18 protein-coding genes are annotated in these 16922 nt (G+C 34.4%); 15 read left to right on the forward strand and 3 right to left on the reverse strand.

Going from position 1 to position 16922, the window contains the following annotated elements:
- The first annotated feature begins 113 nt into the window (after positions 1–113).
- The 12 genes from KHB02_RS10810 (at position 114) to KHB02_RS10865 (ending at position 12159) form a co-directional block, all read left to right on the forward strand.
- Complete coding sequence (locus KHB02_RS10810) at positions 114–2102, forward strand: asparagine synthase-related protein (protein WP_213144421.1); 1989 nt, start codon at positions 114–116, stop codon at positions 2100–2102.
- A complete protein-coding gene (locus tag KHB02_RS10815) occupies positions 2056–2178 on the forward strand; it encodes a paeninodin family lasso peptide (protein ID WP_213144422.1) in 123 nt (40 codons plus the stop codon). The genes KHB02_RS10810 and KHB02_RS10815 overlap by 47 nt, the downstream gene beginning before the upstream one ends.
- A gap of 116 nt (positions 2179–2294) precedes the next feature.
- Complete coding sequence (locus KHB02_RS10820; RefSeq protein WP_213144423.1) at positions 2295–3227, forward strand: HPr kinase/phosphorylase; 933 nt, start codon at positions 2295–2297, stop codon at positions 3225–3227.
- Positions 3224–3526: a lasso peptide biosynthesis PqqD family chaperone gene (locus KHB02_RS10825; RefSeq protein WP_213144424.1), complete on the forward strand. Its 303-nt coding sequence runs from the start codon at positions 3224–3226 to the stop codon at positions 3524–3526. Before KHB02_RS10820 ends, KHB02_RS10825 begins: the two co-directional genes overlap by 4 nt.
- Positions 3527–3583: 57 nt before the next feature.
- Positions 3584–4024, forward strand: a complete 441-nt coding sequence (locus KHB02_RS10830; protein WP_241113811.1) for a lasso peptide biosynthesis B2 protein — start codon at positions 3584–3586, stop codon at positions 4022–4024.
- Positions 4002–5180 (forward strand): nucleotidyltransferase domain-containing protein, encoded by a 1179-nt coding sequence (locus KHB02_RS10835; protein ID WP_213144426.1) that lies wholly within the window; start codon positions 4002–4004, stop codon positions 5178–5180. Before KHB02_RS10830 ends, KHB02_RS10835 begins: the two co-directional genes overlap by 23 nt.
- Positions 5180–6976 (forward strand): ABC transporter ATP-binding protein, encoded by a 1797-nt coding sequence (locus KHB02_RS10840; RefSeq protein WP_213144427.1) that lies wholly within the window; start codon positions 5180–5182, stop codon positions 6974–6976. Before KHB02_RS10835 ends, KHB02_RS10840 begins: the two co-directional genes overlap by 1 nt.
- Before the next feature lie 212 nt (positions 6977–7188).
- Complete coding sequence (locus KHB02_RS10845; protein ID WP_213144428.1) at positions 7189–8076, forward strand: glycosyltransferase; 888 nt, start codon at positions 7189–7191, stop codon at positions 8074–8076.
- A gap of 77 nt (positions 8077–8153) precedes the next feature.
- Entirely contained in the window at positions 8154–8372 is a 219-nt protein-coding gene (locus tag KHB02_RS10850; protein WP_213144429.1) for a helix-turn-helix domain-containing protein, read from the forward strand.
- 664 nt (positions 8373–9036) lie between these two features.
- Positions 9037–10998, forward strand: coding sequence for an asparagine synthase-related protein (locus KHB02_RS10855; RefSeq protein WP_213144430.1), 1962 nt, complete (start codon positions 9037–9039; stop codon positions 10996–10998).
- A gap of 4 nt (positions 10999–11002) precedes the next feature.
- The gene (locus KHB02_RS30020; RefSeq protein WP_213144431.1) at positions 11003–11158 is read left to right on the forward strand and encodes a paeninodin family lasso peptide; all 156 of its coding nucleotides are present in this window, start codon (positions 11003–11005) and stop codon (positions 11156–11158) included.
- 74 nt (positions 11159–11232) lie between these two features.
- Entirely contained in the window at positions 11233–12159 is a 927-nt protein-coding gene (locus KHB02_RS10865; RefSeq protein WP_213144432.1) for an aldolase, read from the forward strand.
- Between the two features lie 120 nt (positions 12160–12279).
- On the opposite strand, the gene KHB02_RS10870 is transcribed toward KHB02_RS10865, so the two are convergent.
- Positions 12280–13338 carry a lactonase family protein gene (locus tag KHB02_RS10870; RefSeq protein ID WP_213144433.1) on the reverse strand — a complete coding sequence of 353 codons (1059 nt, stop codon included), beginning with the start codon at positions 13336–13338 and terminating at the stop codon, positions 12280–12282.
- A gap of 211 nt (positions 13339–13549) precedes the next feature.
- Between KHB02_RS10870 and KHB02_RS10875 the strand changes: the two genes are divergently transcribed.
- Positions 13550–14248: a DsbA family protein gene (locus tag KHB02_RS10875; RefSeq protein ID WP_213144434.1), complete on the forward strand. Its 699-nt coding sequence runs from the start codon at positions 13550–13552 to the stop codon at positions 14246–14248.
- Position 14249: 1 nt separating this feature from the next.
- Positions 14250–14672: a disulfide oxidoreductase gene (locus KHB02_RS10880; protein WP_213144435.1), complete on the forward strand. Its 423-nt coding sequence runs from the start codon at positions 14250–14252 to the stop codon at positions 14670–14672.
- A 117-nt stretch (positions 14673–14789) separates the two neighbouring features.
- Here KHB02_RS10880 and KHB02_RS10885 read toward each other — a convergent pair whose 3' ends face one another.
- Positions 14790–15680, reverse strand: a complete 891-nt coding sequence (locus tag KHB02_RS10885) for a DUF2935 domain-containing protein (protein ID WP_213144436.1) — start codon at positions 15678–15680, stop codon at positions 14790–14792.
- Positions 15681–15765: 85 nt separating this feature from the next.
- Entirely contained in the window at positions 15766–16005 is a 240-nt protein-coding gene (locus tag KHB02_RS10890) for a glutaredoxin family protein (RefSeq protein ID WP_213144437.1), read from the reverse strand.
- Positions 16006–16279: 274 nt separating this feature from the next.
- On the opposite strand from KHB02_RS10890, the gene KHB02_RS10895 reads away from it, so the two are divergent.
- Positions 16280–16876 carry a cell wall hydrolase gene (locus KHB02_RS10895; protein ID WP_213144438.1) on the forward strand — a complete coding sequence of 199 codons (597 nt, stop codon included), beginning with the start codon at positions 16280–16282 and terminating at the stop codon, positions 16874–16876.
- The last annotated feature ends 46 nt before the right edge of the window (positions 16877–16922 follow it).

Here is a 16922-nt window from a genome sequence, read left to right on the forward strand (position 1 = left end):
ATAAAGAACGAAGCTACAGAGAATTTTAAGATATATATTTTTTATCACCGTGTTCTTAATAAAGAATATTTTGAGCGTTTCTTAATAAATTTTAAGTAATGGAGAAAATAACAATGAGTGCAATAGCAGGTATATATCATAATGAGGTACCAATACCAGATAGTTACGGATACCAAATGATGAAAGCATTAGAAAAGTTTCCAGCAGATAGTATACAAATTTGTAGTAAAGAAAAGGTTTTTTTGGGATGTCATGCGCAGTGGATTACTCTAGAATCGATAGGAGAGCGGTTGCCTTATTATGACAATGAAAGAAAGTTAGCGATAACTGCCGATGCCATTATTGATAATCGAATCGAGTTGTTTGATAAATTAGGAATTGATCATTCTGAAAGGAAAATAATGCCCGATAGTATACTCATTCTTCTCTCTTACGCCAAGTGGGGGGAAAAGGTACCATACCATCTAAACGGTAATTTTGCTTTCGTGATTTGGGATGAAAAAAATAAAAAATTATTTGGCGCCAGAGATTTTTCAGGAACCAAGACGCTATATTTTTATAATAAAAATCAAAATTTTGCATTCTGTACAGTAATGGGGCCATTATTAACCTTGCCCTATCTTGAAAAAAAGTTGAATGAAGAATGGCTAGCTGAATATTTAGCTATCACTGCGATGTGGGATACTGTCGAGGCTTCTTCAACTGTATTTAAAGATATTCGTCAAATCCCTCCATCTCATTCATTTTCAGTAGTAGAAGGAAAGGTTACCATTACAAAATATAATAGGTTGGTTATAAGTGACAAAATAAGATTTAAGAGAGACGAAGATTATATAGAATCTTTTCGTGAAATTTTTCAAGAGTCAGTTGATTCGAAAATTAGAACATTTCGAACCGTTGGTTCACAGCTAAGTGGTGGTCTAGATTCAGGGAGCGTTGTTAGTTTTGCAGCTAGGACTTTACAAAAGCAGAATAAACAGCTACATACCTATAGTTTTATACCGATAAAAGATTTCGATGACTGGACTTCCAAATATGCTGTTGCAGATGAGCGGCCGTTTATTCAATCCACTGTCCAATATGTTGGGAATATAAAGGATCAATATTTTAGTTTTAGCAATAAAAGTCCATTTTCTGAAATAGATGAAATGGTTGATATATTAGAAATGCCCTTTAAGACTTTAGAAAATGGTTATTGGATAAAAGGAATATTTGAAAAAGCAGGCATGGATGATGTAGGCGTTTTGTTAAGTGGTTCAAGGGGAAATATGACAATATCTTGGGGACCGGCATTAGACTACTATGGAATTTTATTGAAAAGGTTAAGATTAATTAAACTATATCAAGAAATTGGGCTTTATCAACAAAATTCTGGTATAACAAATAAAAGATTTATCTATTCGAATATTATAAGAAGGGCATTTCCATTTCTTAATAATAACATTCAAACTACTAATCCACTATCCTTGCTTATTAATCCTGAATTTGCAAATAAAATGAATGTATACGAAAAGCTGAAACAATATGGAATTGATCAAATTAATCCATTAAAAATTAACAGAATTGATTTTAGAAGACAACACTTTGAACAGGTTTACAGTATACAGGTTACTGGAACTGCAATTACCAAATTATCATTACGTTATGGTTTAGTAAGTCGTGATCCCACTAATGATATACGGGTAATAAATTATTGTTTATCTTTGCCAATAGAACAATATGTAATGGAGGGGAGGGACCGTGCATTAATTAGAAGGGCAACAGAGGGGTATTTACCCGATAAAGTCCGACTAAATCAAAAGGTAAGGGGAATCCAATCGGCTGATTGGGTTCAACGAATGGCACCTTCTTGGAATCAATTTACTAAGGAACTGCAACAATTGGTAAAAGATGATTTGGTTGCTGAATTTTTGAATATTGACTATCTAAAATCAGCACTCGCCCAAGTAAAAAACGGTCCACAAGAAAATTATGCAATTCATCCGGAATACCAAGTATTAATGCGAAGTTTAATTGTTTGGCGTTTTTTAAAATCCTTTAAAGGAGGTGATAAAGATGAAAATAGAATGGAAACAGCCGCTACTGGAAGTTCTGGATATTAACCAGACAATGAGAGGATTTCCTAATCAGGTCCAAGACGATTGGGATGGTGATGAAGCAATGCATGGTCCATCTTGATAGTTGCTCAAGGTATACTTAATAATTTATCCTAGCAAGAAAACCCTTATACATTTTTGAGTATAAGGGTTTTTCTTTTAATCGGGACACACTTTAATAAAAGTAGGTGTAATTGTTTGATTGAAATCTCAAAGATTGTTGCTTATAAAGCTTTTGGATTGAAAATTTCCAGTGATTTTTCTTTACCTGAATTGGAGGAAGTCCCAGTTGATGGAAATGAAACGGAAGTAAAAATTTTAAACGAGAATTTAGCGGATTTATGGTCATCTCTAGCTGAACCGAAAAAAAGTATCTATGTAACAGAACATTTATGCATGTTCGAAGTCCCTAAAGTGGCAATTTTCAAGGTGGAATCTGGAAGTATTATTTCAATTTCACCAATTGATGGAGCGAATGAATCCCAAATTCGCCTATATATTTTAGGATCCTGCATGGGGGTACTATTAATGCAAAGGATGATTCTTCCTATTCATGGTAGTGCTGTAGTGATAGATGGGCAGGCATATGGCATTGTAGGAGATTCTGGTGTCGGTAAATCAACCTTAGCCTCTGCATTTATTAAAAGGGGATATCAATTATTAACTGATGATGTGATAGCCGTTTCTGTATCTGAAGGAAATATTCCTATTGTAACTCCATCATATCCTCAACAGAAGTTATGGCAGGAAAGTTTGGAGTCTTTTGGGATGGAGTCCGAGCATTTTCAATCAATTTATGATAGAGAAACAAAATATGTAATACCAATCAAAGATCATTTTGTAAATAAACCGATTCCTTTTGCAGGTGTATTCGAACTAATTAAAAGTAATGAAAAAGACGTAGAAATAACAACGATTAACAGACTTGAAAGATTCCCGGTATTATTTCGTAATACCTTTAGAAATTTTATCATTAAACGAGCAGGATTAATGCAATGGCATTTTGACACTTCAGCAAATTTGATAAATAAGTTGGATTTTTACCAAATTCACAGGCCAAATTCCCGTTTCACTGCCCATGAATTAGTTGATTTAATATTATCAAAGGTAAAAAGGGGAGCTGTATCATGATTAAAACTATTTCACTTGAACATATAGTTAGCCAGCTAGAAGGAAATATCACAAGTGATATGGATGGAGAAAAGGTTATGTTAAGCATTCCCAATGGTAAATATTATAATTTGGGGTCAGTAGGTGGGAAAATATGGGATCAAATAAAAGAACCAAAATCCATTAAAGCGCTTATTAATTGTTTAATTGAAACATATGATGTTGGAGAAGAAGAATGCAAAAAGCAGGTTCTTTCCTTTTTAAATATGTTATTAGAAGAAAATTTAATTAAAATATATATGGAAAACAAAGATTTATAGAATAGAAGGGACTAACTTATGAGAAAACTAAGGACCTTTTTTTCTTTTCCAAAGGAAATGAGGAAAATCTTAATAGAAGCATATTTTTATTTAGCATGGGGGCGAATATTAAAATGGATACCATTTTCAAAAGTAGCCCCTTCTTTGGGTTTTCCCATGGAAGATACATCTTTTGATATGGATTCATCGAAATTGCAGACTTTAAAGCAAATATCAAAAGCAATTTATTTAATGAGCGGGTATACATTTTGGGAAAGTGAATGTCTTGTAAAAGCTTTTGCAGCAATGAAAATGCTTGAGAAACGCCATCTGGATTGTACTCTTTATCTTGGTATTGCAAAAGATGAAACAGGAAAATTAATCGCACATGCCTGGTTACGGAATGGTTCATATTATATTACTGGTAAAGAAGGAATGGAGAGCTATACTGTCGTACAAAAATTCGCAAAAATTGTGAAGGGAAGCAAGCAAAATTATGACAGAGTCACTCAATCTTGATATTTCAAGAATACCTAAAGAACTTCAAATGATTATTGAATTAATAAAAGTTGATAAAAGTAATAACCTTGAAAATAGTCTTTTATTTCAAAATATAGACTGGGATAAATTTATTGATCTGGCTATGCACCATCGTGTTTATTCAAAGCTTTATTTGAAGATAAAACAATATGAAAATTTTACCGCTCCAAAAAGTATTATTGATTTGCTTTCAAATCAGTATCAAAAAAATACGTTTCAAATGCTCCATTTAAGTGCAGAAATGGAGTATATAAGCAAACTTTTGTTTGAAGAAAATATTAATCATCTTTATGTAAAAGGACCTGTGATAGCAAAGGATTTATATGGGGATATTTCACTTCGTACATCAAAAGATTTGGATATCTTGGTCGAAATAAATCAACTAGAAAAGACTAAAGCGCTTTTATTAAAAGAAGGCTATATTGAAGAATACCAGGGAAGTATATTGAATGACTGGAAATGGAGAATTCATCATGTGAGTTTTAATCATCCTGTCAAGAAAGTTAATCTGGAGATACATTGGAGGTTACATCCTGCACCTATGATCGAACCACCTTTTACCGAGTTATGGGATAGAAGAAGGAAAAGTGAACTCACTAAATTTCCTGTATATTATTTAGGAAAAGAAGATTTGTTTTTATTTTTAATGGTACATGGCGCTCGTCATGGATGGTTTCGGTTAAGGTGGTTGGTAGATATTCGTCAAATAACAAGCCAGGAATTAGATTGGAAAAAATTAAATTTAATGATTGAAAAATATAATTATCAAAAAATTGTAGGGCAGGGGCTTATTTTAGCTAATAAAATTTTCGGAACGAAAATAAATGATGAAGCTATATTATTTTATAATAAAAAATCATCTAAACTGTTAGCAGAGAAGGCATTATTCTTTTTAGAAAATAAAGTAGAGTTTGATAATGGAGAGTCCTCCCAAATTGCTAAAAAATATAATAAAAGATACCTATTTTCAATTAGAAATATTAAACAAAGAATTATTTTAGGGTTAAGAGTGATGCATCCCTCTTTTTCAGATTATGAAACTTTTCCTTTACCAAAACAAGTTCATTTTCTTTATTTCTTACTTCGCCCTTTTTTGGTGTTTTGGAGAAATTTTAAAAATAGGGAGTTAATTTAATGAAAGCTCTGGTTTATTTTATAGTACAAGTTCGCCATTTTGCTGGTAATTCATTATATTTTAATCTATTGGCAATGAGTTTAAATGGGCTGATTGCTTCCTTCGGTATTTTGTTACTAGTTCCTTTAATAAATATGACTGGAATAGTAAACATGGGCCCAAATGATAACCAACTCTATAACATATTTAGTTTTATAAGTGAACTTCCACCGTCAATCGGTTTTCCAGTTGTATTATTATTGTATTTGCTTTTCGTTATAATTCAAAATATCAATAGCAGAAAAGTTCAAATTAAAAATGCTCAAATTCAGTATGGTTTTTTAAATCATATGAAAAAAGGGATATACCATTCTTTTCTATATGCAAAATGGGGTTTTTTTACACAAAAAAGAAAATCTGATCTAATAAATATACTTACTACAGAAATTGCCCGGTCTAGTTTAGGCGTTCTTTCTTTTTTGCAATTTCTATCTTCTTTGATTTTTTCGTTATTTCAAATTGGTCTAGCTCTTTTTCTTTCACCTGTTATAACTATCTTTGTATTACTTTGTGGTTCAATTTTGCTAGTGTTTAATAGAAAATTCCTTAAACGTTCCTTCTCACTTGGGAAACAAAGTTTTGAATTAGGAAAAGAATATCTAGCGGGTATAACAGATCAGATAAATGGTATTAAAGAAATAAAGAGTAATACTTTAGAAAAATCTAGTATGGAATGGTTCAGCTCTATATCAAATGAAATGGTTTCTCAACAAGTTGAGTATATGAAGATAAAATCAACAACACAATTACATTATAAGATTTCATCTGCTATTTTTATGGTTATTTTCTTATATATATCTGTTAATTTATTTAGTGCACAGGCAGGACAATTGATGTTAATTATTGTTATCTTTGGGAGGCTGTGGCCAACAGTGTCAAGTATCCAAGCTTCTTTGGAACAAATCGCGACAATGCTGCCTTCACTGAAAGCAGTGTTGGCTATTCAAGAAGAAAGTAGGCATGCTAAAGAATTTAAACTTGATGAGGAACGAATAGAATATACACCAATTGGATTTAAAGAAAGCATACAATGTGATCATATTTATTTCAGATACAACAATAACGTAAAATATGCTCTAAAAAACATTAATCTAAGTATTCCTGCCAATCAAATGACTGCCATTGTTGGCAAGTCTGGGGCTGGAAAGACCACGATAATAGATCTCCTCATGGGACTTAATAAACCAGCAAAGGGGCAGATTTTCCTGGACGGAAATCCTTTAACAGAAGATAAACTTTTATCTCTTAGGAAGGCTATTAGCTATGTACCACAAGATCCATTTTTGTTTAATGGCAGTATAAAGGAGAACCTGCTACTAGTTGAACCAAATGCTAGTGATAAACAAATTTGGGGAGCTTTGGAATTTTCATCGGCTGCTGGATTCGTAAAAGCCCTGCCACTAGGTCTTGAAACGATTATTGGTGATCGAGGTGTCAAACTGTCTGGTGGTGAGCGTCAGCGGCTTGTTTTAGCGCGGGCAATTCTTAGAAATCCATCCATCCTTATTCTTGATGAGGCAACCAGTGCTCTGGATACTGAAAATGAAGGGAAGATTCAGGAAGCTATTGAACGATTAAAAGGAAAAGTGACAATTATTGTTATAGCACACCGTTTGTCGACAATTCGAAATGCCGACCAGGTTGTCGTTCTTGAAGATGGTGAAATTATTCAAAAGGGTGAATATGTACAATTAACCATGGATACGAAGGGAATGTTTAGAAATTTAATTGAAAGGCAAATGGAAGGAATATTTTAGGCAGTGACTCCTCTATCATAGGTGAATACACAATTCTGTGTAGTAGTGCTCTCAGGACAATCTCACTATACTAAAGAATAAGGTGTTTTTTCTTACTTTAGTAATTTTGTCAAGGAAAAATTATTTATATAGTAAATAGACTCAAAGTTTTTGCATAAATTAATAATGTGTGAATTTTGAGTAATTAAGGTTTATTAAAGGAGTGTTATATATTGAAGGCGTATATAACATTAGTGTCAACTGACGACTTTGTTATTGGTGCAATAACTTTATTCTTATCATTAAAGGCCGTGAAAGCAAAATATCCATTTTATGTGTTGTTATCCCCAACAGTTTCTTTGCAAAAGGAACAAGAACTGAAGAATTGTAGCGATATTAATGTCATTAGATATAAGAAGAGTCATATCGATGATTATACAACGTATGGGAGTAATGGGAATCACCGTTGGAATAATACTTTCGATAAGTTAGCAATTTTTTCACTAACTCATTTTTCTAAACTGGTTTTTTTGGATTGTGATACTTATGTAATACGAAACATTGATGAGTTATTCGATTTAGAGCATATGTCAGCAGTATATATATATAATACTTACCAAAATCCTTATAAAGATACAAAGTTTTGTTCTGGATTACTTGTAATTGAACCGAATGAAAATGAGTATTTAGAATTACGAGAACAGTTTTTTTATACTGCACACAAACATGCAATAAGCGGTGTTCCATTTGGAGATCAAAATGTCTTGAATGATTATTATAATAAATGGGATTCTGACAAATCTAAACACCTATATGATGAATATAATTCAATGTGGGGAACCATGGAAAAATTGTTAGCATCTAAATGGACTTTGACAGATAAAAAGGGAAGGACTCAAATTAAGGTGATTCATTTTAGCGGATTGCATAAGCCCTGGATGAATAAAACATTATTTTTAATTAAGACAGTTATTCGATCATTTAGACATTATCGAAAAATCCCTAATTTTCAAGCGCTTAAAGTTCTACTAAATTATTTTAATTTAGTGAGAAAAGCCAAAAGATTACCGGTAATTACCAAACGCGGAGACGGATCTTCTGTTTCACAAAGCTATCATTAAGAAAGAATAACAATGGCCTAATATTAACTTTGTAAACTTAATAAAATACATTCATTTTAAGAAAATGAGGGGAATTTATGATTGGAGAAAAAATAAGGGAATTGAGGGAAAAAAAAAATTTAAGTATATCAGAATTAGCTGAGAGAGCCGGTGTAGCTAAATCATATTTGAGTTTGATTGAGAGAAACAATTATTCAAATCCGTCCATACATTATTTAACAAAAATATGTAAAGTACTTGATGTATCATTGAACGACCTAATTAATTTCGAAGAAAACATTAATCAAGGGAATTAATCAAGAATAGGTTAAAGTAAATTAGTTAGGAAACATATACAGTTATTTAAAGAGATATATCGGTACCTCATGTATGATAGAGCTGTACAGAACAATCAACTATCAAAGAATTAAAATCGGACTTGAGTTAATTTGATATTGGTATGCAACTTCGAAAAAGCTTATTAAGAAAAGATTGGTTTTTCAGTTTTCTATTTGTTTCAACTTGTAGTTTGCCTAATTTTCATTACAAAAGTTGGTTAACCTTCTTAAATCAGAGATGGAAAACGAGTGTCTAGCTAAGAATTCTATTTACTGTTTAACGACTCCACAAAAGTTTGCTTGGCTCAATATTTTTATACTTTTTGGGAAAGATGTGTCTTATTATAGCCAATGCTGCTATGAAAATATTGGAACGTTTAAAATTTATTGCACTATATATTTGGGTACAATACTATAATAATACTTAATCTTTATATTAATAGAAAATTGTAAGAATTTTGTTGAGTGTTTGTTCTTTAAAAAGAATATTTTTTGCGCTATATTATAAAGGAGGATTCAACATTAGTTTAATTAACCAGTAAAAAGATTAACCTTAATAAAAATAGATTATCATAAAAGATTACTTTTTTACATTGGAATAAGGTTTAGAACCCACTTGATGAGATGGAGAGGAGATTCAGGAATGAGCGCAATAGCCGGTATTTATAATTTTCATCAGGAGCCTGTTAATCCTGACTATAGCAGAAATCTAATGAATGCTTTTGAACTCTATCCTGCCGATCGTATTCATAAATGGTGCAATGATTCAATTTTTTTCGGTTGTCATGCTCAGTGGATTACTCCAGAATCACTTGGTGAAGTTCTCCCCTATTACGACTATGATAAAGGGTTAGTTATCACTGCTGATGCCATTATAGATAATCGAGATGAGTTATTTGATGAGCTACGAATAAAAGGCAACCAACCTAAATCACTTCCTGACAGCCAATTAATTTTATTGGCTTACGAAAAATGGGGAGAGGAAGTACCAAAGCATTTAATTGGTGATTTTGCTTTCATGATTTGGGATAAAAAAAATCAAAAATTGTTTGGGGCAAGAGATTTTTCTGGATCGAGAACACTGTATTTTCATCAAAGTGAAATTCAGTTTGCTTTTTCAACCACTACTAAATCATTGCTTTCATTACCATACGTGGAAAAAAGACTTAACGAAGAATGGTTAGCGGAATTTCTTGCGATTCCCAGTATGGTTGAGGCAGTGAGTTCTATTTCAACAGTATATAAAGATATTCAACAAATTCCACCTTCCCATAGTATATGTGTGCAAAATGACAAGGTCACTCTTACAAGATACTGTAATCTAGAAGCAAATGAAACATTAAAACTTAAATCAAATGAAGAATATGAAGAAGCTTTTCAGGAGATTTTCCAGAAGGTCGTTACAAGTAAAATTCGTACATACGGTAGAGTTGGAGCACAGTTAAGTGGTGGTTTAGATTCGGGCTCAGTTGTTAGTTTTGCTGCAAAGGGACTAAGAAAAGAAAATAAAACTCTTCATACTTTTAGCTATATTCCTGAAGATGATTTTATAGATTGGACTCCTTTTTATTTTATTCCCGATGAAAGATCTTATATAAAAGAAACTGTAAATTATGTAGGGAATATAAATGATGAATATTTAAGTTTTGAAGGTAGAAGCCCATTAACCGAATTAGACGAGTTTCTGTCAATAATGGAAATGCCTTATAAATTCTTTGATAATTCTTTTTGGCTAAAAGGGATTAGTGAACATGCCAGTAAACAGGGAATAAAGGTTTTACTGAATGGAGCAAGAGGTAATTTTTCTATTTCCTGGGGGTCACAAACTCTTACATTAAACCACTATGCCTCTTTATTAAAAAAATTAAGATGGTTGCAGTTATACAAGGACTTAGGAGCGTTCTGTAATCATTTTAAGACTGAAAAATCTCATATTCTATCAATTGTGACAAAGAAGGCGTTCCCAAGAATATCGAATATGTTAGCAAGGGCAAATCAAGAAAATTATAAGTTTCCATTGCTGCTTAACCCGGAGCTGGCTATAAGAACTAATGTTGCAGAAAAACTGGTGAAATATGCAATAGACATTACTGGGAATAACAATGAGAAACCAAATGATCTAAGGCTTAATCATTTTAAACATTTGTATACTTGGAATAAAAGCGGAACGGCTAATACGAAATTATCATTGCAATATGGTGTGTTGGATCGTGATCCTACAAATGACTTACGTGTAATCCGCTACTGTTTATCGGTACCTGAAGAGCAGTATGTTACGAATGGCATGGAAAGGTCATTAATTCGAAGAGCAACAAGGAATTATCTTCCCGATAAAGTTAGACTGAATCAGTTAAGCCGTGGAATTCAAGGCGCAGATGCTATCCACCGTTTAACGGGGAGTTGGAAACTCATTTATAGCGAATTAAAACAGTTAACTAAAGATTCCAGAATAGAGGGGTTATTAAATATAGACGTAATTAAAAAAGCGTTAGATGATATTGGGGTAAATCCGCGTCCCGAAGTGATTTTTGATGATTCATATAGGGTATTAACCCGTAGTCTTACTGTTTATCGGTTTATAAAAAATTTTACTGAAGGGAGGTGATACCATGAAAAGGGAATGGCGGGAACCAAAGTTAGAAATTTTGGATGTTAGTATGACAATGGGCGGACCAGGAAATGCGATAGTTGATAGCTATTGTACAAATAATCAGAATTTCGAAACTCATGATGGCAGATCAAATAGGTCTAACATGTGTTCATAAAAATTAACTAATGGGGGTCCCTTATACAAATAAAAATTGTATAAGGGATAAATTTTTATTAATTTGGAGGAACCATGGTAAATACTACAACAAAGTTGATATACAAGGCCTTTGGGTTACATATTGATAGTGATATATTTCTGCCGGAATTAATTCAAGTTCCAGAATTCCAACAGAAGATTGATGTCTTAATAAAGAAGAAGGATTTAACGAATTTATGGATTCAATCAAAAAAAACACATGGAGATTATGTAGTTAAAAAGGACCGTGTTTTATTCGACATTCCCAATTTGGCCATTTTTATGATACAAGGCGGCAATGAAATCTTCTTTACACCATTTGTGAATTCAAATGAAGGAGAAATACGCTTATTTATTCTCGGTACTTGTATGGGAGCTATATTACAGCAAAGAAGGATTTTGCCTTTACATGGGAGTGCTATTGAGATTGAAGGCAAGGCTTATGCTTTTATCGGGGACTCAGGAGCGGGTAAATCAACCTTAGCTTCCGCCTTTTTAAAAAGTGGATTCCGATTACTGACAGATGACGTTATTGCTATTTCCTTTTCTGAAAATGATCTTCTCCATGTTGTACCCTCATACCCACAACAAAAACTTTGGGAAGAAAGTTTAAACGGCTTCGGAATTAAGGAACATAATTATCTTCCGTTATTTTCTAGGGAAACAAAATATGCTGTCCCTGTTCATTCCCACTTCTCTTCAAAGGAAATTCCTCTGGCTGGAATTTTTGAACTTGTAATAAATAAAGAAGAAGAAATTACTGTCCAGCCTATTAATCGACTTGAAGGACTTCATAAATTGTTTTACCATACGTACCGTAACTTTATGATTGAGCCTTTTGGGTTACTACAGTGGCATTTAAATAGATCAGCTCAATTAATAAATAAAATAAAATTCTTTCAATTATCTCGACCAACAACTCGCTTTACTCCAGATGAATTAAAAACATTTGTTTTAAATTCATTGGCAAAGGGTTTCTAATTTTATATAAATAAATATCTTATGACTAAGGTCCCTTATAATTAATAGTGTTCCTCCACACACCTTTTAGCCTTATGAATCGAAAAACAGGATAAGCAGGGGGCTTATCCTGTCCTCATTTTAAACCTGCAAAAACTTCACACAAACCGGATGCGGCACTTTTATATCTGACTGCAGCAATGTCAATCTTCCTGAATCTTCATCCCTCGCAAAAAGCACAAGATTCCCCGATTCCTGATTAGAAGCAACAATATACTTCTCGGAAGGATCCAGTTCAAAATCCCTTGGCCAGTCTCCTTCAGTAGACGTATGCTCAATAAACGTCAATTCACCAGTTTCTCCATTAACACTAAAGACAGCAATACTGTTATGCCCGCGATTTCCGGCGTATACAAACTGGCCATCGGATGAGACATGAATCGCGCTTCCTTGGTTATTCTCTTTAAAATCCTCCGGAAGAGTAGAAATATATTGCTTTTCAGTAAAATGGCCATTTTCTGGGTGATAGGTCAGTACAATAACCTCCGAGCTAAATTCTGTCATCAGGTAAGCAATGCGGCCGTTTGGATGAAACGCCAAATGACGCGGCCCGCTGCCTGCTTTTAATGGCAACAACTTCACTTTTGTTAGTGTCCCGTTATCCTCCACCTGATAGGTGATAAGCGCATCAGTTCCCAATTCGACAACCGCTAAGTATTTTTCATCAGGGGTAAGCCCGGCATAATGGGTATGGGCTTTTTCCTGCCTTGGGTCCGGTCCTCGGCCTTCATGTTTGATACTGGACACAACTGGCTGTACGGAGCCGTCCTCTTGGTTGATAAGATGTGACTCAACGGTTCCTTTATGGTAGTTGGCGCTGAAGACAAATTTCGAACCGCTGTCGACACTAACATGGCAAGGCGGAGAACCAGGTGTCATTTGCCGGTTTATAGCTGTCAGCTCCCCGTTATCATTTATTGAAAATGCAGCAACGCCGCCAACTTCCCCCTCTTTCCCCACTGAATAAAGAAAACGATTATCTTTGCTAATCGTTAAGTATGTAGGGTTTTCCAGCTCCGCTGCCACTTTCAAATTTTCAATCTTTCCTTCCTCGGCATTTAAAGAAAAGGAGTAGACACCTTTGCTTTCTCCTTTTGTATAGGTACCGATATAACCCATATAGCTGCTGTTAATCGTCATATTTGTTCTCCTTTATTATCATAATCTAACTTATTTTATCAATTTTAGTTGAAAGTTATAAAAAATAACAACAGAATGAACTGGCCAGTGCAATAAAACTAATAACGGTAAAACCAATTATTTGATTTATTCCAATAGATAAGTAATATTAAAACTATCTGGGAAAATAAATTCATCACATATATAACAGTTTTTTCGAAGGAGTCTGATCATGGCAAATAATAAAAAAACAAATACGAAGAATTCGTCATCGAAGTTTATCTTTTGGGTAATAGGGTTAATCGCTATAGGGGTTTTGGCACTTATTTTTTTAGGCAACCACTCCAAGGATAAAGAAGCAGTTAAATCAAATGAGATTGACTACAGCCATCAGCCGTTCTTAGGTAAGGAATCTGCCCCAGTATCCATCATTGAATTTGGGGATTATAAATGTCCGTATTGTAAGCAGTTTTCTGCATCTGCTGTCCCGTTTATTGAAAAGGAACTGGTGGATACGGGAAAAGCTAAATTCTACTTCTTTAATGATTCCTTTATTAATGTGGATTCTGAGCGTTCAGCGAAATTTGCGGAATCTGTATATGCGGTTCTTGGAAACGATACATTCTGGAAGTTCCATGAACTTCTTTATAAAAAGCAGCCTGAAGATCAGAAATATGAAAAAATCGATCTTTATACGGAAGAGTTCTTAACTGATACACTAAAGGAAGTGGCTAGTGACAAAGAAGTGGATAAGGTGGTTAAGCACTTCAAAGCCGACAAATCGAAGGATGCCTGGCAAAAGGATATGGATTATGTGAAAAAGTTAAATGTTCAAGGAACTCCCGCATTATTTGTTAATGGTAAAAAGTTCGAAGGTCAATCCATCGACGACTTAAAAGAGATGGTCGAAAACGCCGCGAAGGGGAAGTAATATGAACAAATCCCTGCTTCTTTCCTGGATTGCCGCGCTTATCGCCACTTTAGGCAGCTTGTATTTTAGTGAGGTTCTGCATTTTATTCCCTGTACGCTGTGCTGGTATCAGCGGATATTTATGTACCCATTGGCGATTATGTTAGGAATTGCTGTCTATCGAAATGATCTTGACATATATAAATATGTACTGCCATTATCAGTCATCGGTATGCTGGTATCCGGCTACCATACACTGCTTCAAAAACTTCCTTTCTTACAAAGGTTTGAAATGTGTACAAGCGGGGTACCTTGCTCCAAGGATTATATTAACTGGCTTGGGTTTATTACGATTCCTATCTTAGCCTTCATTGCCTTTACAATCATAACAATCAGCATGGTAATCGTGGCGCGCAGCCAAAAAGAAGAGACTATCCGCGGATAGTCTCTTCTTTAGCTAATAGGAAATTATAAATTTTTCAAATTTATAATTTCCTAACGCATAAATTCAACTACGCCTCTGTCTTCGTCCTAACGGACTCGCCAATCGGCAAGTTTACATTTATAGGCGCTGCTGTTCCTGTTGTTTTACCTTTAATCGTTCTTCTAAAACATGCACGATTTGCAAGAAATGGTCTGCTTCTCTGACGACATGGTCGGCTAACAGCGGGTCGATGACATTTCTAATTTGGCAGGTCTTAATAAAATCCAGGCCGGCTTGCTTGAAAGCACGCAGTTCCTGAGTGGCACTTTCACTGTCTTTATTGAGTTTTCCAATAATAGGATACGTAGGGCTTTTTTTATACAACATTGATTCAACATCACGTGCCTGATTTAGGAGGACCTCAAAATCATCCCCAAATTTTCTCGCGGTAATCACCAAATTCCGTTCAGATTGATCGAGAAGGGAGGCGATAAAGCGCGAATGCTCCATCATAATTTTTAGCCAAAAAACATTTTCTTTGATAATCGCATCCTGGATTGGGTCTAATATTCCATCATTTAATTTTTTTAAAGTCCTCATAAAGTATTCAGCTTCACGGGCGATATGGTCCACAAGAAGTGGGAAGTTAAACCCCATGACTTTACAATTAATGATTAAGATGAGCAGGTTCCGCTTAAAATTCCGCAATCCTAATACTAACTGAATGGTATCTTCATTTAATTTCCGTACTGCTGTTACATTATAAGGCGTTTGATGAGCCCTTTTTTCCTGCTCTGCAAAGTATTGATAAAATCGGTCCGTTTGTTGGATAAGCTGCTTGTCTTTCCTATTGAAGCCTTCCCCTAAAAAATAGGAATGCTCCTTCATAATTCGCAGCCAAAATTTATTTTCAGTTAAAGAACGTTCAATAAACATCTGTTCTGTAAGGGATTCAGGTGGTGCTGCAAAGTTTTCTGGGGCAGTTAACATTTTGTTAAATTCCTGTTCGCTAAGTCCTTGATAGACCATGAGCCGCCCTCCTTAAACACGCATAGTACATTATATTTAGGGTTTTAGTGTTTATGATAGGCTGCTTGGTCCAGTTTAATAATTATTACGTTAATCCAAGAAGCTTGCTTAATTTCTTCTCTTGAAAGCCTAATACCAGTTTTCCATCAATAAAGATGGCGGGGGTTGCGAAAATTTTCTTTTCCTTTAACTGATCCAAGTACTCCTTATTATTAGAAGCATTCCGTTCTTCAAATTCAATTTCCTTTTCTTTTAAAAATGTTTTTACCTGATCGCAGTAAGAGCAGCCATTGCTGCTGTATATAATTACTTCATGACGGGTCACCTGAAAAACCTCCATATACAATCTCGTAATTAAAGATAATCAATCACTTACTATATTACAAGCTTGAAACATTATGTAAAAAAGGGACCGGAATCATCCATTTTCTCCAACCACTGGATTAACAAATAAGTTGGTGATTAATACCAAAGAGCATAGGAAGCCTATTATGCTAGTTATTGCACAAGTTTACCACTTTTTAGGCAATGAATAAGTGTGTTACAACTGATAGCCTTGGTTGTAGAGAAAACGAGCTACGAATTTAGGAGGTTATCAAATGAATAAACTTAAAAAACTAGTGATTGCAGCCGGGTTAATGTTATCAATGTCAGCTTTTACTTTAAATGGACAAACAGAAGCAGCAACAACTACACACACAGTACATTATGGTGAGACATACTGGAATATAGCAAAAGGATTCGGTGTTCCTGTCAATAGCTTAATGGCTGCGAATAATAGCAGACCACTGATCGCAGGTAAAAATATTACTCTGCCAAACTCTCCAGTTACTGCGGCAGACAAAGAGTTAATGGCACGTTTAGTCCGTGCTGAGGCTGTTGGTGAGCCATATGCAGGGAAGGTCGCAGTGGCAGTTGTCGTCTTGAACCGAGTAAAAAGTGATCAATTCCCAAATAGCGTAAGGGAAGTTATCTATCAAATTTCAAATGGACACTATGCGTTTACTCCTGTAGAAAACGGTCAAATCAATCAAGCCGCTGATGCTGAGTCAAAACGAGCTGTCAACGAAGCAATAGCTCTAATGGGTAAAGGAAATGGTTCTCTATTTTTCTATAATCCTAATACTGCTCAAAGCTCTTGGATTAAGTCACGTCAAGTGACTGTTAAAATCGGCAACCATGTATTTGCAAGATAAGCTTAGTATTTCCAATAAAATATTTTTTAATAAAAAGCAGCGTATT

Source organism: Neobacillus citreus (genome assembly GCF_018343545.2).
Taxonomy (GTDB): Bacteria; Bacillota; Bacilli; order Bacillales; family Cytobacillaceae; genus Neobacillus; species Neobacillus citreus.

What these genes read in the sequence shown, in the direction of transcription:
- KHB02_RS10810 (WP_213144421.1), top strand. Translation starts at nt 114, where the DNA reads ATGAGTGCAATAGCAGGTATATATCATAATGAGGTACCAATACCAGAT.
- KHB02_RS10815 (WP_213144422.1), top strand. Translation starts at nt 2,056, where the DNA reads ATGAAAATAGAATGGAAACAGCCGCTACTGGAAGTTCTGGATATTAAC.
- KHB02_RS10825 (WP_213144424.1), top strand. Translation starts at nt 3,224, where the DNA reads ATGATTAAAACTATTTCACTTGAACATATAGTTAGCCAGCTAGAAGGA.
- KHB02_RS10830 (WP_241113811.1), top strand. Translation starts at nt 3,584, where the DNA reads ATGAGGAAAATCTTAATAGAAGCATATTTTTATTTAGCATGGGGGCGA.
- KHB02_RS10835 (WP_213144426.1), top strand. Translation starts at nt 4,002, where the DNA reads ATGACAGAGTCACTCAATCTTGATATTTCAAGAATACCTAAAGAACTT.
- KHB02_RS10840 (WP_213144427.1), top strand. Translation starts at nt 5,180, where the DNA reads ATGAAAGCTCTGGTTTATTTTATAGTACAAGTTCGCCATTTTGCTGGT.
- KHB02_RS10850 (WP_213144429.1), top strand. Translation starts at nt 8,154, where the DNA reads ATGATTGGAGAAAAAATAAGGGAATTGAGGGAAAAAAAAAATTTAAGT.
- KHB02_RS10855 (WP_213144430.1), top strand. Translation starts at nt 9,037, where the DNA reads ATGAGCGCAATAGCCGGTATTTATAATTTTCATCAGGAGCCTGTTAAT.
- KHB02_RS30020 (WP_213144431.1), top strand. Translation starts at nt 11,003, where the DNA reads ATGAAAAGGGAATGGCGGGAACCAAAGTTAGAAATTTTGGATGTTAGT.
- KHB02_RS10865 (WP_213144432.1), top strand. Translation starts at nt 11,233, where the DNA reads ATGGTAAATACTACAACAAAGTTGATATACAAGGCCTTTGGGTTACAT.
- KHB02_RS10870 (WP_213144433.1), bottom strand. Translation starts at nt 13,338, where the DNA reads ATGACGATTAACAGCAGCTATATGGGTTATATCGGTACCTATACAAAA.
- KHB02_RS10875 (WP_213144434.1), top strand. Translation starts at nt 13,550, where the DNA reads ATGGCAAATAATAAAAAAACAAATACGAAGAATTCGTCATCGAAGTTT.
- KHB02_RS10880 (WP_213144435.1), top strand. Translation starts at nt 14,250, where the DNA reads ATGAACAAATCCCTGCTTCTTTCCTGGATTGCCGCGCTTATCGCCACT.
- KHB02_RS10885 (WP_213144436.1), bottom strand. Translation starts at nt 15,680, where the DNA reads ATGGTCTATCAAGGACTTAGCGAACAGGAATTTAACAAAATGTTAACT.
- KHB02_RS10895 (WP_213144438.1), top strand. Translation starts at nt 16,280, where the DNA reads ATGAATAAACTTAAAAAACTAGTGATTGCAGCCGGGTTAATGTTATCA.